The 24,414-nt window shown below is 71.7% G+C and carries 20 protein-coding genes and 2 tRNA genes; 8 read left to right on the forward strand and 14 right to left on the reverse strand.

Annotation, left to right across the window (positions count from 1 at the left end):
- Positions 1-40: 40 nt before the first annotated feature.
- The 7 genes from clpX to tmk all read right to left on the reverse strand — a co-directional run bounded on the left by clpX (position 41) and on the right by tmk (position 7,046).
- Positions 41-1,297, reverse strand: coding sequence for an ATP-dependent Clp protease ATP-binding subunit ClpX (gene clpX / locus LQ222_RS03905; RefSeq protein WP_230164621.1), 1,257 nt, complete (start codon positions 1,295-1,297; stop codon positions 41-43).
- 112 nt (positions 1,298-1,409) lie between these two features.
- Positions 1,410-2,057, reverse strand: coding sequence for an ATP-dependent Clp endopeptidase proteolytic subunit ClpP (clpP, locus tag LQ222_RS03910; protein ID WP_230164796.1), 648 nt, complete (start codon positions 2,055-2,057; stop codon positions 1,410-1,412).
- Positions 2,058-2,174: 117 nt separating this feature from the next.
- Entirely contained in the window at positions 2,175-2,966 is a 792-nt protein-coding gene (locus LQ222_RS03915; protein WP_230164797.1) for an MBL fold metallo-hydrolase, read from the reverse strand.
- Between the two features lie 7 nt (positions 2,967-2,973).
- A complete protein-coding gene (locus LQ222_RS03920; protein WP_230164622.1) occupies positions 2,974-3,747 on the reverse strand; it encodes a TatD family hydrolase in 774 nt (257 codons plus the stop codon).
- A complete protein-coding gene (gene metG, locus LQ222_RS03925; protein ID WP_230164623.1) occupies positions 3,747-5,387 on the reverse strand; it encodes a methionine--tRNA ligase in 1,641 nt (546 codons plus the stop codon). Before metG ends, LQ222_RS03920 begins: the two co-directional genes overlap by 1 nt.
- 31 nt (positions 5,388-5,418) lie before the next feature.
- Complete coding sequence (locus LQ222_RS03930; RefSeq protein WP_230164624.1) at positions 5,419-6,420, reverse strand: DNA polymerase III subunit delta'; 1,002 nt, start codon at positions 6,418-6,420, stop codon at positions 5,419-5,421.
- Positions 6,417-7,046, reverse strand: a complete 630-nt coding sequence (gene tmk / locus LQ222_RS03935; RefSeq protein WP_230164625.1) for a dTMP kinase — start codon at positions 7,044-7,046, stop codon at positions 6,417-6,419. Before tmk ends, LQ222_RS03930 begins: the two co-directional genes overlap by 4 nt.
- Before the next feature lie 115 nt (positions 7,047-7,161).
- On the opposite strand from tmk, the gene radC reads away from it, so the two are divergent.
- Positions 7,162-8,016, forward strand: a complete 855-nt coding sequence (radC, locus tag LQ222_RS03940; protein WP_230164627.1) for a RadC family protein — start codon at positions 7,162-7,164, stop codon at positions 8,014-8,016.
- Here the strand turns inward: radC and LQ222_RS03945 are convergent.
- The 3 genes from LQ222_RS03945 to LQ222_RS03955 form a co-directional block, all read right to left on the reverse strand.
- On the reverse strand, positions 8,013-9,218 hold the full coding sequence (locus tag LQ222_RS03945) for a D-alanyl-D-alanine carboxypeptidase family protein (RefSeq protein ID WP_230164629.1): 1,206 nt from the start codon (positions 9,216-9,218) through the stop codon (positions 8,013-8,015). The genes radC and LQ222_RS03945 overlap by 4 nt on opposite strands.
- A gap of 156 nt (positions 9,219-9,374) precedes the next feature.
- A complete protein-coding gene (locus LQ222_RS03950; RefSeq protein ID WP_230164631.1) occupies positions 9,375-10,247 on the reverse strand; it encodes a septal ring lytic transglycosylase RlpA family protein in 873 nt (290 codons plus the stop codon).
- Positions 10,244-11,278, reverse strand: coding sequence for a lytic transglycosylase domain-containing protein (locus LQ222_RS03955; RefSeq protein WP_230164633.1), 1,035 nt, complete (start codon positions 11,276-11,278; stop codon positions 10,244-10,246). Before LQ222_RS03955 ends, LQ222_RS03950 begins: the two co-directional genes overlap by 4 nt.
- 135 nt (positions 11,279-11,413) lie before the next feature.
- On the opposite strand from LQ222_RS03955, the gene LQ222_RS03960 reads away from it, so the two are divergent.
- From LQ222_RS03960 to LQ222_RS03985, 6 genes are all read left to right on the forward strand, one after another.
- Positions 11,414-12,814 (forward strand): MmgE/PrpD family protein, encoded by a 1,401-nt coding sequence (locus tag LQ222_RS03960; RefSeq protein ID WP_230164635.1) that lies wholly within the window; start codon positions 11,414-11,416, stop codon positions 12,812-12,814.
- A 13-nt stretch (positions 12,815-12,827) separates the two neighbouring features.
- Positions 12,828-12,915: transfer RNA gene (locus tag LQ222_RS03965), tRNA-Ser, on the forward strand.
- A 69-nt stretch (positions 12,916-12,984) separates the two neighbouring features.
- Positions 12,985-13,824, forward strand: a complete 840-nt coding sequence (locus tag LQ222_RS03970) for a GGDEF domain-containing protein (RefSeq protein WP_230164637.1) — start codon at positions 12,985-12,987, stop codon at positions 13,822-13,824.
- Between the two features lie 45 nt (positions 13,825-13,869).
- On the forward strand, positions 13,870-14,529 hold the full coding sequence (locus tag LQ222_RS03975; RefSeq protein ID WP_230164639.1) for a DsbA family oxidoreductase: 660 nt from the start codon (positions 13,870-13,872) through the stop codon (positions 14,527-14,529).
- Positions 14,530-14,615: 86 nt separating this feature from the next.
- Positions 14,616-14,691: transfer RNA gene (locus LQ222_RS03980), tRNA-Val, on the forward strand.
- 135 nt (positions 14,692-14,826) lie between these two features.
- Positions 14,827-15,810 (forward strand): tripartite tricarboxylate transporter substrate-binding protein, encoded by a 984-nt coding sequence (locus LQ222_RS03985; RefSeq protein ID WP_230164641.1) that lies wholly within the window; start codon positions 14,827-14,829, stop codon positions 15,808-15,810.
- 46 nt (positions 15,811-15,856) lie between these two features.
- Here LQ222_RS03985 and LQ222_RS03990 read toward each other — a convergent pair whose 3' ends face one another.
- The 4 genes from LQ222_RS03990 to LQ222_RS04005 form a co-directional block, all read right to left on the reverse strand.
- The gene (locus LQ222_RS03990) at positions 15,857-17,305 is read right to left on the reverse strand and encodes a class I adenylate-forming enzyme family protein (RefSeq protein WP_230164643.1); all 1,449 of its coding nucleotides are present in this window, start codon (positions 17,303-17,305) and stop codon (positions 15,857-15,859) included.
- Between the two features lie 22 nt (positions 17,306-17,327).
- Positions 17,328-18,128 carry a hypothetical protein gene (locus LQ222_RS03995; RefSeq protein ID WP_230164645.1) on the reverse strand — a complete coding sequence of 267 codons (801 nt, stop codon included), beginning with the start codon at positions 18,126-18,128 and terminating at the stop codon, positions 17,328-17,330.
- A gap of 362 nt (positions 18,129-18,490) precedes the next feature.
- Positions 18,491-21,979 carry a transcription-repair coupling factor gene (gene mfd / locus LQ222_RS04000; RefSeq protein WP_230164647.1) on the reverse strand — a complete coding sequence of 1,163 codons (3,489 nt, stop codon included), beginning with the start codon at positions 21,977-21,979 and terminating at the stop codon, positions 18,491-18,493.
- Positions 21,934-22,233: a succinate dehydrogenase assembly factor 2 gene (locus LQ222_RS04005; protein ID WP_230164648.1), complete on the reverse strand. Its 300-nt coding sequence runs from the start codon at positions 22,231-22,233 to the stop codon at positions 21,934-21,936. The genes mfd and LQ222_RS04005 overlap by 46 nt, the downstream gene beginning before the upstream one ends.
- Before the next feature lie 27 nt (positions 22,234-22,260).
- On the opposite strand from LQ222_RS04005, the gene recG reads away from it, so the two are divergent.
- On the forward strand, positions 22,261-24,381 hold the full coding sequence (gene recG / locus LQ222_RS04010) for an ATP-dependent DNA helicase RecG (RefSeq protein ID WP_374202153.1): 2,121 nt from the start codon (positions 22,261-22,263) through the stop codon (positions 24,379-24,381).
- The last annotated feature ends 33 nt before the right edge of the window (positions 24,382-24,414 follow it).

Raw genomic sequence — 24,414 nt, forward strand, 5'->3', positions numbered from 1 at the left:
ATCTTGACAGGGCGCCCCCCGCGGGACGCCCTGCCGCGGCTCAGGCCGAAGTCTGCTCCGCCGGCCGTTCCCCGTAGATGAACAGAGGTTGCGCGCGGCTCTCCGCGACCTCGCGGTTCACCACGACTTCCTCGACCGATTCCAGGCCGGGCAGGTCGAACATGGTCGACAGCAGAATGGCTTCCATGATGGAGCGCAGCCCGCGCGCGCCGGTCTTGCGCTGGATGGCGCGCGTCGCGACCGCCTTCAGCGCATCCTCGGTGAAGGTGAGCTTGGCCCCCTCCATCTCGAACAGGCGCGCATACTGCTTGACCAGCGCGTTCTTCGGCTTGGTCAGGATCTCGATCAGCGCCTTCTCATCCAGGTCGTCGAGTGTCGCGACCACCGGAAGGCGGCCGATGAATTCCGGGATCAGGCCGAACTTCAGCAGATCCTCGGGCTCGACCTCGCGCAGGATCTGGCCGGTGCGGCGTTCGTCGGGGTCGCGCACCTCGGCACCGTAGCCGATGCCCGATCCCTTGCCGCGCTGGCCGATGATGCGCTCCAGCCCGGCGAAGGCCCCACCGCAGATGAACAGGATGTTCGACGTATCGACCTGCAGGAATTCCTGCTGCGGATGCTTGCGCCCGCCCTGCGGCGGCACGGAGGCGACGGTGCCTTCCATGATCTTCAGCAGCGCCTGCTGCACGCCCTCACCGGACACGTCGCGGGTGATCGAGGGGTTGTCCGACTTGCGGCTGATCTTGTCGACCTCGTCGATATAGACGATGCCGCGCTGCGCGCGTTCCACGTTGTAGTCGGCGGCCTGCAGCAGCTTGAGGATGATGTTCTCCACATCCTCGCCGACATAGCCGGCCTCGGTCAGCGTGGTCGCATCCGCCATGGTGAAGGGCACGTCGAGGATTCGTGCCAGCGTCTGCGCCAGCAGCGTCTTGCCCGAGCCGGTCGGCCCGACCAGCATGATGTTGGACTTGGCGATCTCGATGTCGGGGTTCTTGCCCCCGTGCGCGAGGCGCTTGTAGTGGTTGTGCACCGCGACGCTCAGGACCTTCTTCGCGTGGTCCTGCCCGATCACATAGTCGTCCAGGACCTTGCAGATCTCCTTGGGCGTCGGCACGCCGTCGCGCGACTTCACCAGGGTGGTCTTGTGCTCCTCCCGGATGATGTCCATGCACAGTTCGACGCATTCGTCGCAGATGAACACCGTCGGGCCCGCAATGAGCTTGCGGACCTCGTGCTGCGACTTGCCGCAGAACGAACAATAGAGGGTGTTCTTGGAATCGCCCGACTTGCTCATGCCGTCTCCGTGTTCCCCGCACGTGCGGGAAACTGCAACAGGACTGTAGCCCCCGGCCCCGCCGGGGGAAAGTGAAAGCCGCCCCGATGCCAGGCCGGGGCGGCCAGGCGCATCACGCCTTCGTGGGTTCGGCCGAGGCCGGTATCGGGCGTTCCTCGACCACATGGTCCACCAGGCCGAAGTCGCGGGCCTCCTCGGCGGACATGTAGCTGTCGCGGTCGAGCTTGCGCTCGATGGCCTCGATCGGCTGGCCGGTGTGCTTGACGTAAATCTCGTTCAGCCGCTGGCGCAGCTTCAGGATCTCGCGCGCCTGGATCTCGATGTCGGTCGCCTGGCCCTGCGCCCCGCCCGAGGGCTGGTGCACCATGATCCGGCTGTTGGGCAGCGCATAGCGCTTGGCCTTGGCCCCGGCGCACAGCAGCAGCGAGCCCATCGACGCCGCCTGCCCGATGCACACCGTGCTGACCGGCGATCGGATGTACTGCATGGTGTCGTACATCGCGAGACCGGCCGAAACCACGCCGCCCGGAGAATTGATGTAGAAGGCGATGTCCTTGGACGGGTTCTCGGACTCGAGGAACAGCAGCTGCGCGCAGATCAGCGACGAGACCTGGTCGAAGACCGGCCCGGTCAGGAAGATGATGCGTTCCTTCAGCAGGCGCGAATAGATGTCGAAGGCGCGCTCGCCCCGGGCGGTCTGCTCGATGACCATCGGCACCAGGGTGTTGTTGTAGACTTCGACCGGGTCACGATCCCTGATCATGGAAATGTCCTTTCGTGGCGGCGGCGGCGAATCAGCCCCGCCCGCTTCATGGCGAATGTGGGGCATCCCCCGCGGTCGCGAAAGCCCCGCCACCTGATCGTTCCGAAACCGCCCTCAGGCCGGGATATGCAGCACCATCCCGTCATGCCCGGGCTCGACCCCCGCCGGCAGGTTGGCCAGCAGCCATCCGTGGTCGAGGTCGGGGCCCATATGCGTGAGCACGGTGCGCCGCGGCTTGAGGATATCGACCCATTCCAGCACCTGGTCGAGGTTCGCATGCACCTTGTGGGGGCGCCGCTGGAAGCATCCCACCACCCAGGTATCCAGGCCGTGAAGGCGCGCGAGGCTTTCTGCGGGCAGGCGCACCAGGTCGGTCGAATAGGCGAAGCGCCCGATCCGCAGGCCCAGCGTGTCCATCACGGCATGGTCCTGACGAAAGGTCGCGACGCTGTGCCCGGCCATCTCCACCGTGTCGCCGGGGGCGAGCCAGACCGGTTCGATCGCCGGGCGGAAGAAATGCGGCGGGGTCGCCGGCAGGAAGGCGTAGTCGAAGCGCTGGCGGAGGATCGACAGCGTCCGTTCCATGCCGAAGGCCTCGATCGGGCGGCCGACCAGCCGGTTCAGGATGCGGATCTCGTCCAGCCCCATCACGTGGTCGGCATGGTCGTGGGTGTAGAGGACGGCATCCACCGCCGGCACCCCGCAGGCGAGCATCTGGCCGCGCAGGTCCGGCCCCGTATCGACCAGCAACCGCCCGGCACCGGCGCGCTCGACGATGATCGACGACCGCGTGCGGCGGTTCCGCGGGTCGGCTGGATCGCATTCGCCCCACCAGCCGCGGCCATCGGCACCGCCGATCTGCGGTACGCCGCCCGACGCCCCGCAGCCGAGAAGAGTGACGTTCAGCAAGTGCCTAGGCCGCTTTCCTGAACAGGCGATGGAAGTTGGTGGTGGTCAGCGCCGCGACCTCCTCCGGCGACAGGCCACGGACCTCGCCGAGCACCTTCGCGGTATGCGCAACCATGGCCGGTTCGCACCTCTTGCCACGAAAGGGCACGGGCGCGAGGTAGGGCGAATCGGTCTCCAGCAGCAGGCGATCGGCTGGAAGGTCGGCGGCGATCTCCCTGAATTCCTGGGATTTTGGGAAGGTAAGAATGCCGGAGAAGGAGACATAGCCGCCCATCTCGACCGACTGCTCGGCCAGCGCGCGGCCGCTGCTGAAGCAGTGCAGCAGGAAGTCGAAGGGGCCGCCGGCCGCGCGTTCCTCGCGCAGGATCGCCAGGATGTCGTCATCCGCCTGGCGGGCATGGATGCACAGCGGCAGGCCGGCGAGGCGGGCGGCGCGGATGTGGCGGCGGAAGTTCTCCGCCTGCGCGTCGCGCGGGGCCTTGTCGTAGAAATAATCCAGGCCGGATTCGCCGATGCCGATGATGCGCGGGTGGTCGGCCTCGGCGGCGATCTCCTCGGGCGTGGGCAGCGGCCCCTCGCCGGCATTGTGCGGGTGGATGCCGATGGTGCCCCAGACCTCGGGGTGGCGCTCGGCCAGTTCCTTGACCTTGGCGGCCTGGGACATCCGCACGCCGATGGTGACCATGCGCTCGACCCCGGCGTTCTTCGCGCGGGCGATCAGGTCGAAGACCTCGGCATCCTCGGAGTGGTCGAGGTGGCAGTGGCTGTCGATCAGCATCAGGCGGCGGCCAGGTCGATCTTGCGGAACAGCGGGGCGGGGGGTGGGAGGGGCGTTCCATCGGCCAGCGGTGTAGCGAGAGCGGCAAAGTCTCGCGCGTCTGTTGGAACGCCAAGTTGGTCGAGCAGGGCGGACATCGTCTCGGGCATGAATGGCTGCAGCACCGTCGCATATGCACGAAGCGCCGTGTGTAGGTGCCGCAGTACTGCGGCCATACGCACGGGATCGGTCTTCTTCAACGCCCAGGGCGCGCGTTGCGTGATGTATGCATTCGCATCACGGACAAGCCCGAAAACGACCTCCAGCGCGCTATGAAATTGCTGTGCATCCAATTCCACGGCCACGCGCGCAGGCAGATTCGCGAGTTGTCCAACCAATGGATGTGGCGGGTCCGATGGCGTCAGGGAATTGCTACCGAGGATCAGGCCCATCGGCGAAAGCAACTGGCGGTCGGAAGCATCGACGTCTCCGCTAGGTAGCCGCCCTTCGCAATTCCGCTGGATCAGCGACAGCACCCGGTTCGCCAAATTCCCCAGCGCATCCGCCAGCTCCCCGTTCAGCCGGTTCACCAGCGCCTTGCGCGAGAAATCCCCATCCTGCCCGAACGGCACCTCCCGCAGCAGGAAGTAGCGCACGGCGTCGAGCCCGAATTCCTCCACCAGCGCGACAGGGTCGATCACGTTGCCCAGCGACTTGCTGATCTTCTGCCCTTCATTCGTCCACCAGCCATGGGCGAAGACCCGCCGCGGCGCCGGCAGCCCGGCCGCCAGCAGGAAGGCCGGCCAATAGATCGTGTGGAACCGCACGATATCCTTGCCGACGAACTGCACATCCGCCGGCCAGAACCGCCAGCGCGGCGCGGTCGTGTCGGGAAAGCCCGCCGCGGTGATGTAGTTGGCCAGCGCATCCAGCCACACATACATCACATGCGCCTCGTCGCCCGGCACCTTCACCCCCCAGGTGAAGGAGGTGCGGGACACCGACAGGTCGAGCTTCGGCGAGCCTTCCCCGAAATCCTTCAGCCCCTGCTGGATGAAGGCGCGCACCTCGTTGCGGCGGCTCTCGGGCAGGATCTCGATGCGGTCAGGATGGCCCTCGGGCAGGTCGTAGCGCTCCAGCAGGACCTTCAGCCACTTCGACAGCCGGAAGAAATAGGACGGCTCGCGCACCCACTCCACCGGCGCACCGGACGGGGCGTATTTCACGCCGTCGCGCTCGGTCAGTTCGTCCGGGCCGTAGAAGGCTTCATCGCGAACGGCGTACCAGCCCTCGTAGTCACCGAGGTAGATCTCGCCGCGCTCGGCCAGCACCTTCCACAGCGCGACGCAGGCCGCCTTGTGGCGCGGCTCGGTGGTGCGGATGAAATCGTCGTTCGAGAAACCCATCACCGCCGTCAGGTCGCGGAAGGCCTGGCTGACGCGGTCGGTGAAGGCCTGCGGGTCCTCCCCGGCATCCTGCGCCGCCTTTTCGACCTTCTGGCCGTGCTCGTCCGTGCCGGTCAGGAAGAACACCTCGTGCCCGTCCAGCCGCTTGAACCGCGCCAGCACGTCGGCCGCGAGCGAGGTGTACGCATGCCCGATATGGGGCTTGTCGTTCACGTAGTAGATCGGCGTGGTGGTGTAGATCGCTGGCTTCGCCATGGGCTGTCCGGTGCTGGTTCGGACGCCCCGTTCAGGGCCGCGCGAGCCAGGACAGGCCCGTGAGCACCGCCTGCTTGCGGTCGAGATTCAACCGCTCGGTGTCGTCCGCAAGGTCGCCGAGCCTATCCCACAGGCCCGCCCACACGGCAAGCGGATGGCGGGCCAGCCAGGGCGCCGCCGCGCGCCCGCGCGCCGCATCGCGCAAGCCCGCCGCGATCGCGCCGCGCAGCAGCCCCATGAAGATTCCGAAGGCACCACCCGTGCGGTCCGCCGCCAGCTTGTCCGCCAGCGCGTGGTCGCGCGGTGGTTCCGGCTTCGCCAGCGCCGCCAGGCTGGCCTCCACCATGGCCTGCAATTCCAACCCGCCGGCCTCGGCCAGCGCCACCGCGCGGCCGGGCGCGCCATCGGCCAGGTCTGCCAATCGCACCCGCGCATCGCCCGGCATGTCCGGCAGCAGACGCGCCAGCAGCGCGGTCATCTCCGCCGCGCCCAGCGGATTCAAATCCAGCCGACGGCAGCGGCTGCGGATGGTCGGCAGAAGCTTCTGCGGTGCGGCGCAGACCAGCAGCAGCACGGTCTTCGGCGGCGGCTCCTCCAGCGTCTTCAGCAAGGTGTTCTGCACCGCGGCCTGGTCGGCGCGCTCGGCCTCGTCCATCACCACCACGCGCCAGCCGCCCTCGGCCGCGGTCTGGGTCAGGAAGCGCACCGCGTCCTTGGCGTCGTCCACGCGCAGGATACGCTTCACGCCGCGCTCGCCGGTATTGGGTTCCAGCGCGAAGCAATCGGCATGGGTATCGGCCGCCACGCGGCGGAACACCGCGGAGGCCGGGTCCACCTCCAGCGGCGTTGCCCCCTCCGGCATCCCCGCCAGCAGCCAGCGCGCGAAGCGCCAGGCGAGCGTCGCCTTGCCGATCCCCGGCGCGCCGCAGATCAGCCAGGCATGGTGCAGCCGGCCCGATCGCGCCGCGGCTTCCAGCGCGCGCGCCGCCGCGTCATGGCCGACCAGGTCGGGATTGGCGCGCGGTTCGATCACGCGAGCCGCACGCCCAGCCGAGCCGCCACCGCGGCACCGATCGCGGCGGCCACCGCATCCGCCCCGTCCGCCGCATCGATCACGGCGCAGCGTGCTGGCTCATCCGCGGCGATGCGCAGGAAGCCGGCGCGAACCGCCGCATGGAACGCCAGCCCCATGCGTTCGTAGCGGTCCGCCCCCGACCGCGCCGCCGCGCGCGCCATGCCGGCGTCGGGCGGCAGGTCCAGCACCAGGGTCAGGTCCGGCGCGAAACCCTCCAGCGCCAGGCCCGCCAGGCCGGCCCAGACCTCGCGCGCCAGCCCCTGCGCGCCCTGGTAGGAGAGAGTCGAATCCGCGAAGCGATCGCACACCACCCAGCCGCCGGCATCGAGGAACGGAAGGATCACCCGCACCACATGCTCGCGGCGCGCGGCGAACATCATCATCGCCTCGGCCACCGGGTCCCAGGGGCCATGGCCCAGCAGCAGGGCGCGGATGCGCTCCGCCCCCGGCGTGCCGCCCGGCTCGCGCGATCGCAGCACTGGCCGGCCGGTCGCCGCCAGGGCCGCGGCCAGCCGCCGCGCCTGGGTGGACTTCCCCGCCCCCTCGCCGCCTTCCAGCGTGATGAACCGACCGCGTTCCGCCATGCCAGGGGTGTGGCGTCACGCCGCGACGACGTCAAACGCGCGACCCTGCGCGATCGCTTGCAAGCTCTGGCGGAACAATAAATTATTGGTTGATATATAGATCGGAGATACAGCCATGTGGTTCAAGCGACCGCCTGGCGACCCCAGCCCGGAGCCCGACCGCCCGAAGCCCGACGGCTTCGCCGAGGCCCCGACCCGCTGGGCTCCGCCCGAACCTCCGCCGCGCGAGGATGACGACCGCGGCTACAGCCACCGCGCCCCGGTCCCGCCGCCCGATCGCGGCGACGTGCCCTTCCCCCATACCGGTCCCATCGGCCATCGCAGCCGGATGCGCGACCGGTTGCTCGACCGCGGGCCGGATTCCCTCGCCGACTACGAAATGCTCGAGATGCTGCTGTTCTTCGCCTTCAAGACCGGCGACACCAAGCCGCTCGCGAAGTCGCTGATCAACCGCTACGGCAGCTTCGCCGCGGTGCTGGCCGCGCCGGTACCGCAGCTCATGGCGACGCGCGGCATCGGGCCGCATGCGGTGGCGGCGATCAAGCTGGTGCAGGCCTCCGCGCTGCGCCTCGCGCGTGCCGAGGCCGCCGAGAAGCCGGTGCTGAACAACTGGGACCGGCTGATGGACTACCTGCATGCGGTGATGGCGCGCGAAAGGGTCGAGCAGTTCCGCATCCTGTTCCTGGATACCAAGAACCGCCTGCTGGCCGACGAGCCGCAGGCGCGCGGCACGGTGAACCACACGCCGGTCTATCCGCGCGAGGTGGTGAAGCGCGCGCTCGAGCTGCACGCCACCGCATTGCTGCTGGTGCACAACCACCCCTCGGGCGACCCCACCCCCTCGCGCGAGGATGTCGAGATGACGGCCGAGGTGAAGAAGGCCGCCGCCGTGCTGTCCATCGTGGTGCATGACCACGTGATCATCGGCAATGGGCGCGTGTTCTCGTTCCGGCGGGAGGGGTTGCTCTAGCTGCCGAAGACCAGCCGGCTCACCACCGCCGGGATGCGCGACACGATGCCCAGGCGCTCGACATCCGCCCCCGCCATCAGCGGCACTTCCAGCTGCGGCACGCCCTGCCCGCCCACGATCATGGTGCCGATGGTCTGCCCGCGCGCCACCGGCGCGGTCAGCGGTGCCTCGTAGCGCAGGCGCACCTGCAGGCGAGACCGCCATTGCCGCGGCAGGGTCAGGACCAGGTCGCGCCCGCCCACCATCGGCACGCGGTTGCGCTCGCCCAGGTAGACCGGCACGTCCTCGATGGTGTCCTGGGCGCGGAACAGCACCACCGCCTCGAACTCGCGGAAGGCCCACTCCATCAGGCGCTCGCTCTCCTCGGCGCGGGCGCGCATGGTCGGCAGGCCGTTGATCACCAGGATCACGCGGCGATCGCCGCGCTTGGCGCTGCCGGTCAGGCCATAGCCCGCTTCTTCCGTGTGCCCGGTCTTGAGCCCATCCGCGCCGGCCACGCGCGCCAGCAGCGGGTTGCGGTTCTCCTGGCTGATGTTGCCGAAGCGGAAGGCGCGCTCGTTGTAGTAGCCGTAGTATTCGGGGAAATCCTGGATGATCCGGCGCGCCAGGATCGCCAGGTCGCGCGCCGTCATGCGGTGCTCGGGGTCGGGCCAGCCGGTGGAATTGCGGAAATTGCTGTTCTGCAGGCCGATGCGCCGGGCGGTCTCGTTCATCAGCTCGGCGAATTGCTGTTCGCTGCCGCTGATCGCCTCCGCCAGCACGATGCAGGCATCGTTGCCCGACTGCACGATGACGCCGCGGATCAGGTCCTCGACCTTGATCTGCGAGCCCAGCTCCACGAACATCTTGGACCCGCCCATGCGCCAGGCGCGCTCGCTGACCGGCAGCGTCTGGTCGAGCTGGAGCTGCCCGGCCTTCAGCTTCTCGAACACCACGTACATCGTCATCAGCTTCGACATCGACGATGGAGGCATGAGCTGGTCGGCGCTCTTCTCGAGCAGCACCGCGCCGGTCGCGAAATCGACCACCAGCGCCTGGCGCGCGCCGACATCCACGGGCCCGAGCGGCGTATCGGCCGGCGCGCCGGCCGGGCGCGTCGGGCCGGGCGCGCGGCGGCCCTGCTGCGGGCGCCCCTGCGCCAGCGCGGGGCCCGCGAGCACCGCGCCCATGGCGCCCCCCAGCAGCGTGCGACGGTCGGTCATCGGCAGGTCTTTCGCGATTCGGCAGGCATGCCATACCGGTAGGGCCTGCGCGTGGGCGAATCAACGCAAACGCCTGCCGGCACGGCGCGCAGGGGCGACGGGATCGCCACGCGCGCGGCGGATGCCGGCGCCGGCCAGCCGCCCGGATGGCCTGCGTCAGTCGACCAGGATGCGCGCGCCCGACACACCCGCCGCCAGGCTCCGCCGCAGCGCCGCGTCAGCCTGCGCGACGCTGTCGAAGGGACCAAGCCGCACCCGGTACTGAAGGTCGCGCGCCGGGCCGAAGGCCTCGACCCGCGCACCGGGCATCCGCGCCGCCAGCCGCGCGGCGGCATCGGGGCGGGAGAGCGTGCCGGCTTCCAGCATGATGCGCCCCGGGCTCGGGGCGGATGGCGTGACCGTCTCGGGCAGCAGCAGGTCAGGCGGCGGCGCGGACGCCGGCTGGGCCGCGGCCTGGCGGGTGGGCGCGGCGGCGCGCGCCGGGGCGGCGGCGCGCGCGCCCGGCAGCGCATCCAGGCTTTCGGCGGCGACAGCGGCGCGCGGGGCGGCCTCGATCGGCAGCGGCGGACGGTCGGCGGGCGACGCGCCCTCGGCCAGCGCGCGGCTGCGGTCGCCATCCACCGCGACGCGCACCTGCACCGTCCCGCCCGCGGGAATGCCCAGCAGCGTGGCCGCGCGGTCCGACAGCCCGATGACGCGGCCCGGATCGGCCGGCCCACGGTCGTTCACGCGCACCAGCAGCGTGCGCCCGTTCTCCAGGTTCGTGACCGCCACCACCGCGGGCAATTGCAGGGTGCGGTGCGCGGCCAGCACGCGACCATCGCTCCAGGCCTCGCCATTCGCGGTGGGCGTGGACCATCCGGCGACCGTGTGGCGCGTGCCCAGGCCGGTCTCGACGCTGGAGAAATCCTCGCGCGGGTAGGACCAGGTGCCGCCCATGCGATAGGGGTCGCCCACCACGTAGCGCGCCGGCGGGCTGCTGGTGCAGCCGGCCAGCAGCGCCGCCGCCAGCAGCCCCGCGCGCATCATCCCCCCACCCGGTCCGACAGCAGCCCGACCGCCAGGCCGTAGTTCACCGGCGAATTGTAGCGGCGGATGACGCGCAGGTTGTGATGGCCAAGGAAGACCTGCCCACTGCCGCGCGAGGGCAGCACCACCTGCGCCTCCGGTCCGTCGGGCAGCGCGGCGCCGCCGGCGGTGCGCCAGCCCAGCCGGTTGAAGTCGCGCAGCGGGCGCCGCGTCTCGGTATCCGCCCCGGCCAGGGTGAAGCCGGGCGGCGGGCGGACTTCCATGCCCCAGGATTCGCCTTCCCGCCAGCCGCTGCGCTGGAAGTAGTGGGCGATCGACCCCAGCGCATCGGCGCGGCTGTCCCAGATGTCGCGCCGCCCGTCGCCGTCGAAATCCACCGCCAGGCGGTCGAAGTTCGACGGCATGAATTGCGGCTGGCCCATCGCGCCGGCCCAGGACCCGCGCATGCGTTCGGCGCGGATATGGCCCTCGTCGATGATCTTCAGCGCGGCGAACAATTCGTTGCGGAAATAGGCGGCGCGGCGGCCTTCCCAGGCCAGCGTCGCCAGCGCCTCGACCACGCCGAAGCCGCCGGTATTGCCGCCGTAGTTGGTCTCGACACCCCAGATCGCCACCACGATGCGCCCGGACACGCGATAGCGCTGCTCGATCCGCCGCAGCAGGTCGGCATTCTCGCGGTACAGGCGCTGGCCGTTCTGGATGCGGGTGGGCGTGACCATGATGCGGTCGCGGTAGTCCTCCCAGGGCAGCCCGCCCTCGGCCTGGCGGCGGTCGAGCTCGATGACGCGCCGGTTTGCCTGCACATTGGCGAAGGCGGCATTCACCGTGGCCTGGGAAATGCCGCGCCGCCGCGCCTCGGTCTTCACGCCCTCGACGAAACGGTCGAAGGCGACCGAGGAGATCGGCGCGACCGCGGATGACCCGGTCGGTGCCGCAGGCGCCGGGCTGGCCGCCGGCGTGGCGGGTGGCGTGGAGGCCGCCCCGCATCCGGCGAGGGGGGCAGCGGCAAGGAAGAGTCGGCGCGGGATCATGCCCATGAGGTGCCACGCGCCACGCGCCGACGCAAACACCGGATGCGTCGCCCGGCACGCCGCGGCACGCCAATGGCGGCCTTGGCCGCGCCGCCGGGAATGCTACAAGACCACGACCCCGAGGAGGACACCGCCATGGCCGCCGTCACGCGCGAACTCGCCAGCTTCACCGCGTCCATGCGCTTCGAGGCGCTGCCCGCCGAGGTGCAGGACCGCACGCGCTTCCTGGTGCTCGACCTGGTGGGCAACATGCTGCGCGGTCGTCACGATGCCGAGAGCACGGCGCCGCTGCTGGCCGCGGTGCGTTCGCTGGGCCTCGCGGCGGGCTCCGCGGCGGTGTTCGGCGATTCCGCGCGCTACACGCCGGCGGGGGCCGCGCTGGTGAACGGCACCACGGCGCATTCGCTCGACTTCGACGACACCCATGCGGCGGGCACGCTGCACCCTGGCGCGCCGGTGATCCCGGCCGCGCTGGCCGCCGCCGAGATGGTGGGCGCCGATGGCCGCACCGTGCTCGGCGCCATCGTCGCGGGGTATGAAGTGACCTGCCGGCTGGCGCTCTCGCTGCCTGGCGGCGACCATTACGAACGCGGCTACCACCCGACCGCGACCTGCGGCGCGTTTGGCGCGGCGGCGGCGGCGGCGCGGGTCTTCGGGCTGTCGGCCGCGCAGGTCGAGGACGCCTTCGGCATTGCGCTGTCCCAGGCCGCGGGGTCGTTGCAGTTCCTCGCGAACGGCGCCTGGACCAAGCGCTTCCAGGTCGGCTGGTCGGCGCTGAACGGCCTGACCGCCGCGTCGCTGGCGCGCGAAGGCTTCCGTGGCGCCGGCGAGGCGCTGGAAGGCCGCGCCGGCTTCCTGCGCGCCTATGCGCCCAACCCGAAGCCCGCGCGCGCCCTCCAGGGCCTCGGCACCGAGTGGGAGCTGATGGAGACGGCGGTGAAGCCCTACCCGTCCTGCCGCTATGGCCACGCCAATGTCGATGCGGCGCTGGCGCTGCGCGCCGAGCTCGGCCTGAAGGCCGAGGAGATCGAGAGCGTCACCATGGGCCTGCCCAACAAGGGCATGCTGCTGGTGGGCGCGCCGCTGCAATACAAGCAGAACCCGCAGAACATCGTGGACGGCCAGTTCTCCGGCCCCTTCGTGGTGGCCTGCGCCCTGGCGCGCGGCCATTTCGGCTGGGACAGCTACGCCTGGCTGCAGGATGACGACCTGCGCACGCTGATGCGCAAGATCACCCCCGCCGAGGATGCCGAGGTCGAGGCCGACTTCCCCGAATACATGTCCGGCAAGCTGACCGTGCAGGCGCGCGGCCAGACCTTCGTGAAGAAGATCCAGGTGCCCAAGGGCGAACCGGCCAACTTCCTGACCGAGGACGAGCTGCGCGCCAAGTTCCATGGCCTGGCCGACGCGGTGCTGGGGGCGGAGCGCGCGCGCCAGCTCGCCGACGCGGTTCTGAACCTGGACCGCGCGGCCGACGTGAACGGCATGATGCGGCTCGGCGCGCCGATGATGGCGGCGCGGCTCGCCGGGGAATAGAAGCGGCCGATGCGGAAGGGTGGCCGAGCGGTCGATGGCAGCGGTCTTGAAAACCGCCAGGGTGCAAGCCCTCGTGGGTTCGAATCCCACCCCTTCCGCCACCCCCGCGGCCGGGCTTCGCGCCGGCATGCGGCATGCCTGTCCCGCCCCCCGATAGCCTGGACCTCCCCTTGAAACTGATCGTCCAGGCGCTGCAGGTGCTGATCGTGTTGGGCGGCACCGGCGCCGCCGTGGTCGGCGTGCAGGCGATGGCGGCCTGGCACCACCTGCCGCGCCGCTTCCTGTTCACCGGCTTCGGCGTGCTGGCCTGTGCCGCGGTGGCCGTGCTGGCCGCCGACAGCCTGCTGGGCGGCACGCGCGCCGCGGGCTGGCGCGCGGCGCTGGCGCTGCTGGCCGACGGCATGCTGCCGCTCGCCTTCATCCTGCTGGTCCAGGCGTATCGGCGGGCGGACCTCGACCGGCTCAAGGCGCAGCAGGCCTCGCCGGTCAACCAGCAGACCAGCCTGCCGAACCGCGCGCTGCTGATCGACCAGGCGATCCCCGCCCTGGCGCGCTGCCAGCGCGACCAGATGCCGGCCTCGGTCGTGGCCGCCAGCGTCGACGGCCTGGCGGAGATCGCCCAGGCGCGCGGCCCGCGCGCGGCGGAGGCGATGATGCGCGACTTCGCGATCGTATTCCGCGACGCGACCCGCGCCGGCGACGTGGCCGGGCATGCCAGCGCCGGCGTGCTCGCCGCCCTGCTGCCCTCCGCCACGCCCGAGGCCGCCGCCGGCATGGCCGAGAGGCTGCGGCGCGAGGCCTCGGCGCGGCTCGCGCATCCCGGCATGGATGGGCGGCGGCTGAGCGTGAGCGTGGGCATCGCGCCGGTCGGCGACGGCCCGGTGCGCGCCGTGCTCGACGAGGCGATCGCCGCGGCCGAGGGCGCGCTCGCGACCGCCGCCGCCGCCGGCGGGGACCGCGTGCTGGAGGCCCCCGCGCCGCCGCTGCGCAGCGCCGGCCAGCCGATGTGACGCTGGCATGATGCGGGGACCGGGAATCGGGCCTAGGGTGGCGCGGTGAACATCCTTTCCCCCCCGCGCGCGCGCCTGCAGATCGAGGTCGTCTTCGACCTGGTCTGCCCGTGGTGTTACCTGGGCACGCGCCGCCTGCGCCGGGCGCTGCGGACACGCCCGGACGTGCTGGCGGAGATCCTCTGGCGGCCCTTCCTGCTGAACCCGGACATCCCCTCGGGCGGGCTGCCGCGGCAGGAATTCCTCACCCGCAAGTTCGGCGGCGAGGAACGCGCGCGCCGCCTGCACGCCACCATCGCCGAACTCGGCCGCGCCGAGGGCGTGCCCTTCCGCTTCGACCGCATCCGCCGCATGCCCTCCAGCCTGGATGCCCACCGCCTGGTGCGCTACGCGGCGCGCGAGGGCCTGGCGGATGCCATCGTGGACACGCTGTTCCATGCCTATTTCGCCGAGGGTGCGGATCTGGGCCACGCCGACACGCTGATGCTGCTGGCGCTGCGCGTCGGGCTCGACACGGCGGGGGTGCGCCGCTTCCTCGACAGCGGCGCGGAGGCCGATGCCGTGCATGCCGAGAACCTGCGCGCGCATCGCCTGGGCATCAACGGCGTGCCGTGCTTCGTGATCGGCGGCCGCCACGCCATCGCGGGCGCGCAGGAGCCCGAGGTGCTCGAACGCCTGATCGACGTCGCGCTGGTCGAAGCCTGACGCGCGGGGCCTTGCGCGGCGCGCGCGCCGCGTCTAATCAGGCGACCCCGCCGGGCCGGCTTGCCGCGCATGCCGGCGGGACCCGGGGGCGCATAGCTCAGTGGTATGAGCGCCTGCTTGACACGCAGGAGGTCCGTGGTTCGATCCCACGTGCGCCCACCATCTCCCTCTCGCCGCGCCTGCCCGTCATCCTGGTGTCGACGCCGTCGTCCATCGCGGTGCTTTGACACGCGCGGCCGCGCCCGCGCAGCATCGACCGCCCCGCGACGCCGCGCGCGGGCGCTGCGAGGTGCGCCGATGACGACACGCCGGTTCCTGCTGCGCGCCGTCCCCGGCGTGCCTGCCCTTGGCCTGGCTGCCCCGCCGCTGCACTGGGCGATCGCATCCGAGCCTACCGGCCTGGCGAACCGCCTGGTGGTCCCCTTCCCGCCCGGCGGCGCGACCGACATCTTCGCGCGGCTGTTCGCCGAGCGGCTCTCGGCGGCGCTGGCCGCGCGCATCGTGGTCGAGAACCGGCCGGGCGGCGGCACCGTGATCGGTACGCAGGCGGTGGCGCGATCGCGCCCCCAGGACGGCGTGCTGGGCGTCGTGGTCAGCGCCCATGCGATCAACGCCGCGCTGCGCAGCGACCTGCCCTATGACACGCTGGAGGACTTCACCCACATCGCGCAGCTCGCCAGGGCGCATATCGTGATCGTCGCCGGCGCGGGCTTTCCCGCCAGCAGCCTGGCCGAGGCGCTGGCGCTGGCGCGCCGCCGGGATGGCGGGCTCAGCGTCGCGACGCCGGGCATCGGGACGGTGATGCACATGACGCTGGAACTGCTCGCGCGGGAATCGGGCGCGCGCCTGGTGCATGTGCCCTACAGCGGCGCCGCGGCGGCGGTGGGCGACGTCGCCGGCGGGCGGGTCGACCTGATGATCGATGCCTGGGTGTCGGCGCGGATCGGCGTCGACTCCGGGCGGCTGAGGGCGATCGCCGCGACCGGCGACGCCAGGGTGCCCGGTGCGGCGCACATCCCGCTGGCGGCGGAGGCGGTTCCCGGCGTCGCGACCTATTCCATGGTGGGCCTGGTGGGTCCGGCGGGGTTGGACGGCGCCGCGACCGCCAGGCTGTCCGAGGCGACGCGCGCGGTGTTGCACGACCCCGCCATCGCGCCGGTGCTGCTGGATATGGGGCTGGAGCCGGTGGGCTCCACGCCCGCGGCATTCCGCGGCTTCGTCAGCGCCGAGATCCTGCGCTGGCGCGCGGTCGCGGCCGACCGCGGCATCCGTATCCTGTAGGCGACCGCCGCCGGCACGGCGCGGCGCCATCGTTCATCACGGCGCCTCAGCCGCCGCCATCGCGCAGCACGCGCCGCAGCACCTTGCCCATGGCGTTGCGCGGCAAGGCGGCCAGCCGGAGGATGGCGAGCGGCGCCTTGCCGCCCAGCCGGGCGCGGCAGAAGGCGAGCAAATCGCCGTCGTCGACCGGCTGGCGCAGCACCACCGCCGCATGGGGCAGGTCCTGGTGCAGCGCGGAGGGAGCCGCGAAGGCAGCGGCATCGGCGACCGCCGGATGGTCGAGCAGCACCGCCTCGATCTCCTGCGGGGAGATCAGCGTGCCGCCGTAGTTGATCGCATCGTCGGCACGCCCCTGCAGGATGATGCAGCCGGCATCGTCGATGCGCGCGAGGTCGCCGGGGCGCAGCCAGCCCTGCGTGATGTCGCGATCGGCCGCGCCGGAAAGGTAGCGATCCACCACGCCGGCCGATCGCACCGCGATCTCGCACGGGCCGGGCGTGGCGGAACCGGGTGCCGGCAGCAGCCGCACCGCCATGCCCGGCAGCGGCCGCCCGCAGGTGGCCGGGTCGCGGCGCAGGTCGGCCGGTGTCGCGACCGCGATGATGCCGGCCTCGTTGCTGCCGTAGCCGACATGGATGTTGGCGGTGAGATGGGCCATCGCGTGGCGCAGCCGCGGCGCGCTGACCGCCGCGCTGCCCACGCGCAGCACGCGCAGGTCGGGCAGCGCCAGCCCCGCCACCTCATTCGCCGCCGCCAGCCCGTACAGATGCGCCGGCGCGGTGGAGACGTAGTTCACGCGCCGCGCGGCGATGCGCCGCAGGTTGCCGGCGATCCCGGCCTGCGGATCGGCGGCGATCGCGGTGCCGCCCGATCGCAGGCAGCGCAGCACATAGCTCAGCCCGATATACTGCTGCGGGTCGACGAAGCCGAGGAAGCGTTCCCCCGGCAGGATCGCGATGGCGCCCTGCTGCGCGTCGTGGCGCGCGGCCTCGTTGGCGTGCGAGATCAGGAAGGCCTTGGGCGGCCCTGTGGTGCCGGAGGATCGCGCCAGCAGCCAGGGCAGCCCGGGATCGGTGGTGCAGGGCAGGCCGGATGGCGGCGCTGCGCGCAGCAGCTCGTCGATGTCGAGACGGATGCCGGCGATCCCAGGCGGCAGGTCCGGCAGCATATCGCCGATGTGGAAGCGCGCGGCGCCGAGCCCCGGCGTCGCGCGCGCCGCGCTGCCCGGCGGCAGCGGCGCATGGATCGCGCCGATGCGGGCGAGGCCGATCGCACAGGCGACCTTCAGCCGAAACGCCGGCGCCTGGAACTGCACCTGAACGACGTCCCCGGCGCGCAGGCCGCGATCGAGCATGCGCGCCGCCATCACATCCGCCGCGCCACGCAACTGGGCATAGGTGAGATCGCCGCCCGCATCCGACAGCGCGACACGCCCGGGCGCCGCCGCCGCCACCGCGTGGAAGCGATCCGTGAGGTTGCCCGCCGCCGTGCTCATTGCCGCGCGGCGGCGCGCTGCGTCAGAAGCGGTAGCGCATGCCCAGCACGAAGCTGTTCGCGCCTTCGTACACACCGTTGTAGGTGCCGAAGATCCCGCTGCGGTGCATGTAGCGCAGCGCCACCTCGTATTGCGGATAATCCGGCAGGGCGAAGGTGAGTTCGGGCGAGAAGAAATTCAGCCAGCGCGACTGGTTGGGTTCGGGCCGCGCATCCGTGCCGCGTTCCACCTGCGGCAGGCGCGTCACGTAGTCGGGACCCATCGACAGGCCGAAGGTGGTGTAGACGTAGTTGGTCCAGGGGAAGCCATCGTAGCGCAGGTACACCGCGGCCCAGAACTCGCCGCCATTGGTGTCGCCCGATCGGTAGGCGCCGCCGCCTTCCAGGTCCAGCATGAAGAAGCGCCAGAAGCGCCCGAGCCGGTACTGCACCGCGCCGCCCACCAGCGTGTCGTCGCCCCAAGACCCGGTCCAGGGCGCGAAGACGAGGTCGCGCAGCTTGCCGTCGGCGACGGAGGACCCGATGAACAGCGTGCCCGACCAGCGCCGCGCATCGGCCAGCGCGCGCGCACGGTCGGCGCGCGACAGGTGCGACAGGTCCGGCGTCGCGACGGCGGCGGTGGCGGCCGCGGGGGCAATGATCGCCCCTGGCACCGGCGCGGGTTCGGAGGCCGCGGCGGGCGCCGGCGCGGCTGCGGCGGCGGGCGGGATGGCGGCGGCGCGCGACACGGCGCGGCGTTCGGGCGGCGGCCCCCCGGCCACCAGGAAGAACGCGGCCAGCGCCACGCAGGACAGGCGGATCACCGGGGGGACAGTGAGGGACATCGGGTCACCTTGAGCGGAACGCCTCCGGCTTAGGGCCCAGCCGCGATCCTGGCAACTGGCCGGCCGGGACGGTGCGGCGGCGGCCACGATTCGCCGGCGCGGCGTGCCCGGCGGCGCGCGCCCGGCGCACGCCCTACTCTAAGCGGCGCGCGCCTGGCGCACGCCCTACTCTAAGCGGCGCGCGCCTGGCGCACGCCCTACTCTAAGCGGCGCGCGCCTGGCGCACGCCCTACTCTAAGCGGCGCGCGCCTGGCGCACGCCCTGCGCTAAGCGGCGCGCGCCTGGCGCACGCCCTGCGCTAAGCGGCGCGCGCCTGGCGCACGCCCTGCGCTAAGCGGCGCGCGCCTGGCGCACGCCCTGCGCTAAGCGGCGCGCGCCTGGCGCGCGACGCGCGCAAGCGCCGCCAGCAGGTCCCGCGCCGCCTTCACGCGCGGCGCCAGTTCCATCTCGCGCAGCAGCGCCAGCTTGTGGTCGGGCCGCAGCTTGACCCCGCCCTTCTGCGCCGTCACCCAGACCACCAGGCCGCCCGGGTTGGAAAAGCGGTTGCCGCGGAACGACAGCACGATGCCCTTCGGCCCGGCGTCCAGCTTCTCGACCCCCGCCTCGCGGCACAGCCGCTTGATGGTGACGACCTGCAGCAGGTTCTCGACCTCGGTCGGCACCGGGCCGAAGCGGTCGGCCAATTCCGCGCCCATCGCATCCGTCTCGCCGTCCGAGGCCAGCCCGCCGATGCGGCGATACAGCCCGAGGCGCACCGGCAGGTCGGCCACATAGGTCTCCGGGATCAGCACCGGCAGGCCGAGGTTGATCTGCGGCGTCCAGTCGCGCTCGGACGCGCCACCATCCCTGCCCTGCCCGGCCTTGATGTCGGCCACGGCTTCTTCCAGCATCTGCTGGTACAGTTCTATGCCCACTTCGCGGATCTGGCCGGACTGTTCCTCGCCCAGCAGGTTGCCCGCGCCGCGGATATCGAGGTCGTGGCTGGCCAGCGTGAAGCCGGCGCCGAGGTTGTCCAGCGTCTGCATCACATCGAGCCGCTTCTGCGCCGCCGCCGAGAGCCGGTGCGATTCCGGCCAGGTGAGATAGGCATAGCCGCGCAGCTTGCCGCGCCCCACGCGCCCGCGCAGCTGGTACAGCTGCGCCAGGCCGAACATGTCCGCGCGATGGATCAGCAGCGTGTTCACCGCCGGCATGTCCAACCCGGATTCGACGATATTGGTGGACAGCAGCACGTCGTACTTGCCGTCGCCGAACTCGGTCATCACGCGCTCAAGCTCGGTGGGCGAGAGTCGCCCATGCGCCTGGATGGTGCGCGCCTCGGGCACGATTTCCGCGAGGCGCTCGGCCACCTTCGCCATGTCCTCCAGCCGCGGCACCACGCAGAAGATCTGCCCGCCGCGGAAGCGTTCGCGCTGGATCGCCTCGCGCAGCACCACCGGGTCCCACGGCATGATGAAGGTGCGGACCGCCAGCCGATCGACCGGGGGTGTCGCGATGATGCTCATCTCCCGCACGCCGGTCAGCGCCAGTTGCAGCGTGCGCGGGATGGGGGTTGCGGTCAGCGTCAGCACATGCACGTCGGTCTTGAGCGACTTCAGCGCTTCCTTGTGCTTCACGCCGAAATGCTGCTCCTCATCGACGATCACCAGGCCGAGGTCGGCGAATTCCACGCCCTTCGCCAGCACCGCATGCGTGCCGACGACGATGTTGATGCGGCCATCCTTTAGCCCCGCGCGCACCTCCGCCGCTTCCTTGGCGGTGACCATGCGCGACAGCTGCGCCACCACCAGCGGGAAGCCCTCGAAGCGCGCGGTGAAGGTGCGCGTGTGCTGGCGCGCCAGCAGCGTGGTCGGCACCACGACGGCCACCTGCGCGCCCGACATCGCCACCACGAAGGCGGCGCGCAAGGCGATCTCGGTCTTGCCGAAGCCGACATCGCCACAGACCAGGCGGTCCATCGGGCGGCCGGCGGACAGATCCTCCAGCACATCGGCGATGGCGCGGGTCTGGTCCTCGGTCTCGGCGAAGGGGAAGCGGGCGCAGAATTCGTCCCACACGCCCTCGGGCGGGGCGGCCAGCGTGCCGTCGCGCATGCGGCGCAGCGCGGCGGTGCGGATCAGCTCCCCCGCCATGTCGCGGATGCGGGACTTGGCCTTGGCCTTGCGGTTCTGCCACGACACGCCGCCGAGCTTGTCGAGTGCCACGCCGGCAGTCTCGGTCCCGAAGCGCGAGAGGATCTCGATGTTCTCGACCGGGACAAACAGCCGGTCGCCGCCATCATAGGTCAGCTTCAGGCAGTCATGCGGCGCGCCGTTCACCTCGATGGTGACCAGGCCTTCGTAGCGGCCGATGCCGTGGTCCTGGTGCACCACCAGGTCGCCGTCCGCGATCTCGGTGGCGTCGGCGATGAACTGGTCGGCGCGGCGGCGGCGGCGCGGCGGGCGGGCGATGCGCTCGCCCAATATGTCCTGCTCGGCGGTGACGCTGATGCCATCGGCGACGAAGCCGCGCTCCAGGCCCATCACCACCAGGGCGATCACGCCATCGGGCACGGCGCGGGCGGCTTTCCAATCCTCGGCGGGCGTGGCGGCGATGCCGTTCTCGCGCAGCAGGTTCGCCATGCGCTCGCGCGAACCCTTGGTCCAGGCCGCGAGCAGCGGGCGGCGGCCGGCCTTCATTTGGCCCGCGGCCATCAGCGCATAGGCCGCGAAGACGTTCTCGCCGGCGGTGCGCGCATCGGTCAGCAGCGGGCCGGGGCGGCCGCCGGCCTCAATGCCCTGCGCCGCATCGGCGCGCGCGAAGGGGATGAATTGCAGCACCGGCCCGCCGGAGAGCATCACGTTCCAGTCGCCGCGCGTCAGGTGCAGCGTGGCGGGCGGCGCGGGGCGATAGGGGACCTCGCCCTCCGCGATGCGGACCGGCACGCGACGCGCCTCGTAGTGGTCGGCCACCATTTCGAAGCGCGCGGTCGCGACATCGTCCGCCTGATGGTCGAGGCTGACGGAAGCCCCCGGCACATAGTCGATCAGCGTGGCCATGTGCTCGTGGAACAGGCCTGCCCAGTGCTCCATGCCCGGATGCTTGCGGCCCGCGCTGACGGAGACATACAGCGGGTCCTCCGCCGCCGCCGCGCCGAACAATTCGCGATAGGCGGAGCGGAAGCGCGCGCGGGACTCCTCGTCGAGGAACACCTCGCCCACCGGGCGCAGGCGCAGTTCCGGCACCACCTTGCCGCTGCGCTGCGTGGCCGTGTCGAAGCGGCGCAGGTCCTCGATCTCGTCGCCGAACAGGTCGAGGCGCACCGGGTCGGATTCGCCGGCCGGGTACAGGTCAATGATGCCGCCGCGCACGGCGTATTCGCCGTGTTCCATCACCGTGCCGGTGCGGTGGTAGCCGTTCGATTCCAGGAAGGCGGTCAGCGCCTCGGGTGCCACGCGCCCGCCCTTCCGCAGCGTCATGGTGGCATCCTGGAAGGTCGCCGGCGGCGGCACCTTCTGCGCCAGCGCGTTCACCGTGGTCAGCAGGATGCGCGGGCGCGTGGGCGCCTCCAGCAGGCGCGTCAGCGTGGCCACGCGCTCCGCCACGATCTCCGGGTTGGGCGAGACGCGGTCATAGGGCAGGCAATCCCAGGCCGGGAAGCGCAGAACCTCGACCTCGGGCGCGAAAAAGCCGATGGCATCCGCCATGCGGGCCATGCGGGCATCGTCGCGGCAGACATGGACCACGGGCGCGTCGGTCTCGGCGCGGCGGCGGCACAGCAGCAGGGCGTCGAAGCCCTCCGGCGCGCCATGGACCGCGATGGCCTTCAACGCTCGGCCCCCGGCGGCACGCCGGCACCCTTGCGGCCGCATTCGGCGACCATCCGGCGCAGCATGGGCGTATCGGCCTCGGGCGGGATGTCGCGCCGGCCCGACAGCCAATCCGCCAGGTCCACGTCCCAGTGTTCCAGCACGGCCTCGATCGCGTCGAGCTCGTCCTCGGTGAAGGCGGCGATGTTGCGCGCGACGAAGCCGCCGATCATCAGGTCGGCTTCCTTGGTGCCGCGATGCAGCGCGCGGAACACGAGGCGACGGCGGCGCGGGTCGAGATCCTGGGGTTCGGTCATGGGCTTTGCGCTGGCATATAGAGGCCGATGGGAATCGTGTCAGCCCGACCGGAGGCGAGCGTGACGCAGGGCGCCGATGCGCTCACGGCGTTGCTCGCCCCGATCGCCGACCTGAAGGGCGTGAAGGAGGCCGAGGCGCGGCTCATCGCCAAGGCCGCCGGCGGGCCGCGCGTGCTCGACCTGCTGCTGCACCTGCCCGAACGCTACCTGCTGCGCCGGCGGATCGAGCGCCCGTCCCAGGCGCTGCCCGACACCGAGGCGCTGGTCGCGGTGCTGGTCGCGTCGCACAAGGCCGGCCGCACCGCCCAGGGCCGCCCCTATGTGCGGATGCGCGGCGAGGCGGGCGGCGAGTCGCTGACCGCCTTCCTGATGAACTGGCAGAAGCCCTGGGCGGACAAGGCGCTGCCGGTGGGTGCGACGCGCTGGCTGGCCGGCACGCTGAAGGCCGAGGATGACGACTGGGTCATCGTCAACCCGCAGGTCTCGGCGCGCGAAGGTGGCATCCCGCTGGTCCAGCCGGTCTGGCCGCTGACGGGCAACCTCGGACTGCCGGTGGTCACCCGCGCCATGGCCGCGGCCTTGGCCGTGGTGCCCGACCTGCCGGAATGGCAGGACGGCCCGCTGCTGAAGCGCGAGGGCTGGCCCGGCTTCACCGCCGCTCTGCGCGCCATCCAGGCGCCGGACTCCGAACCCGGCGAAGCACCGCGCAAGCGCCTGGCCTATGATGAACTGCTCGCCGGCCAGGTCGCGCTGGGCCTCGTGCGGCGGCGCTCGCGCGACCGGCCGGGCCGCGCGCTGCGCGGCGATGGCACGCTGCGCGAGCGTGCCCTCGCCGCCTTCGGCTTCCCGCCGACGGAAGCCCAGCGCCAGGCCATCGCCGAGATCGACGCCGACCTCGCCGCGCCGCGCCGCATGCTGCGCCTGCTGCAAGGCGATGTCGGCGCCGGCAAGACGCTGGTGGCGCTGATGGCCATGCTGCGGGCGGCGGAAGCGGGCGCCCAGGCCGCGCTGATGGCGCCGACCGAATTGCTGGCGCGCCAGCATCTGCGCGGCTTCGAACGCCTGTGCGGCGCCGCCGGCGTGCCGGTCGCGCTGCTGACCGGCTCGGTGAAGGGGCGCGAGCGCAAGCGCGTCCTGGCCGGGCTGGCGGATGGCTCGATCCCGCTGGTGCTCGGCACCCATGCGCTGTTCCAGGAGGGGGTCGCCTTCCACGACCTGGCGCTGGCCGTGGTGGACGAACAGCACCGCTTCGGCGTCGCCCAGCGCCTGATGCTGGCCGAAAAAGGCCAGGCCGTGGACATGCTGGTGATGACCGCGACCCCCATCCCGCGCACGCTGCTGCTGACCAATTGGGGCGAGATGGCGGTCAGCCGCCTCGCGGGGAAGCCGCCGGGCCGCCAGCCCATCACCACCCGCGTGGTCAGCCAGGACCGGCTGCCGGACATCGTGGGCCGCCTGGGCGAGGCGATCGGGCGCGAGGACCGCGCCTATTGGGTGGTGCGCGCCATCACCGGGTCCGAGCGCGACGATTCCGTCGCCGCCGAGGACCGCTTCGCGGAGTTGAGCGCGCGCTTCCCCGGCCAGGTCGGCCTCGCCCACGGAATGCAGGACATCGATGTGCGCGAGGCGGCGCTGGCCGATTTCGCCGCCGGGCGCACGCGCATCCTGGTCGCCACCACGGTGATCGAGGTCGGCGTGGACGTGCCCGAGGCCACCATCATGCTGGTCGAGCAGGCCGAGCGCTTTGGCCTCGCGGCCCTGCACCAGCTGCGCGGCCGGGTCGGGCGCGGCACCAAGCCGTCATCCTGCCTGCTGGTGCATTCGCCCGGCCTGACCGAGGGCGAGAAGCGCCGCCTGATGGTGCTGCGCGACTCCGACGACGGCTTCGCCATCGCCGAGGAGGACCTGCGCGCGCGCGGCGGTGGCGATGCGCTGGGGGCGCGCCAAGCCGGGTTGCCCGGCGCCAGGCTGATCGACCCGCGCGAAGACCCTGACGAATACCGTCGCCTGGTCGAGACGGCCCATCGCGACGCCGAGGTGCTGCTGGCGCGCGACGCCGCCCTGGCCTCGCCGCGCGGCCGGGCGGCGCGGATCCTGCTGGCGGTGTTCGGCCACGACATCAGCATGGCGCCGCTTGACGCGGGGTGATCGCCGCGCGCCGCCCAGGGCGCCCACGACCGC

This window comes from Roseomonas sp. CECT 9278, assembly GCF_918698155.1.
GTDB lineage: Bacteria > Pseudomonadota > Alphaproteobacteria > Acetobacterales > Acetobacteraceae > Neoroseomonas.

What these genes read in the sequence shown, in the direction of transcription:
- mfd (WP_230164647.1), bottom strand. Translation starts at nt 21,979, where the DNA reads ATGCGGCCGCAAGGGTGCCGGCGTGCCGCCGGGGGCCGAGCGTTGAAG.
- radC (WP_230164627.1), top strand. Translation starts at nt 7,162, where the DNA reads ATGTGGTTCAAGCGACCGCCTGGCGACCCCAGCCCGGAGCCCGACCGC.
- LQ222_RS03920 (WP_230164622.1), bottom strand. Translation starts at nt 3,747, where the DNA reads ATGCTGATCGACAGCCACTGCCACCTCGACCACTCCGAGGATGCCGAG.
- tmk (WP_230164625.1), bottom strand. Translation starts at nt 7,046, where the DNA reads ATGGCGGAACGCGGTCGGTTCATCACGCTGGAAGGCGGCGAGGGGGCG.
- LQ222_RS03950 (WP_230164631.1), bottom strand. Translation starts at nt 10,247, where the DNA reads ATGATGCGCGCGGGGCTGCTGGCGGCGGCGCTGCTGGCCGGCTGCACC.
- LQ222_RS03945 (WP_230164629.1), bottom strand. Translation starts at nt 9,218, where the DNA reads ATGACCGACCGTCGCACGCTGCTGGGGGGCGCCATGGGCGCGGTGCTC.
- recG (WP_374202153.1), top strand. Translation starts at nt 22,261, where the DNA reads ATGGGAATCGTGTCAGCCCGACCGGAGGCGAGCGTGACGCAGGGCGCC.
- LQ222_RS03960 (WP_230164635.1), top strand. Translation starts at nt 11,414, where the DNA reads ATGGCCGCCGTCACGCGCGAACTCGCCAGCTTCACCGCGTCCATGCGC.
- metG (WP_230164623.1), bottom strand. Translation starts at nt 5,387, where the DNA reads ATGGCGAAGCCAGCGATCTACACCACCACGCCGATCTACTACGTGAAC.
- clpX (WP_230164621.1), bottom strand. Translation starts at nt 1,297, where the DNA reads ATGAGCAAGTCGGGCGATTCCAAGAACACCCTCTATTGTTCGTTCTGC.
- LQ222_RS04005 (WP_230164648.1), bottom strand. Translation starts at nt 22,233, where the DNA reads ATGACCGAACCCCAGGATCTCGACCCGCGCCGCCGTCGCCTCGTGTTC.
- LQ222_RS03985 (WP_230164641.1), top strand. Translation starts at nt 14,827, where the DNA reads ATGACGACACGCCGGTTCCTGCTGCGCGCCGTCCCCGGCGTGCCTGCC.
- LQ222_RS03995 (WP_230164645.1), bottom strand. Translation starts at nt 18,128, where the DNA reads ATGTCCCTCACTGTCCCCCCGGTGATCCGCCTGTCCTGCGTGGCGCTG.
- LQ222_RS03955 (WP_230164633.1), bottom strand. Translation starts at nt 11,278, where the DNA reads ATGATCCCGCGCCGACTCTTCCTTGCCGCTGCCCCCCTCGCCGGATGC.
- LQ222_RS03990 (WP_230164643.1), bottom strand. Translation starts at nt 17,305, where the DNA reads ATGAGCACGGCGGCGGGCAACCTCACGGATCGCTTCCACGCGGTGGCG.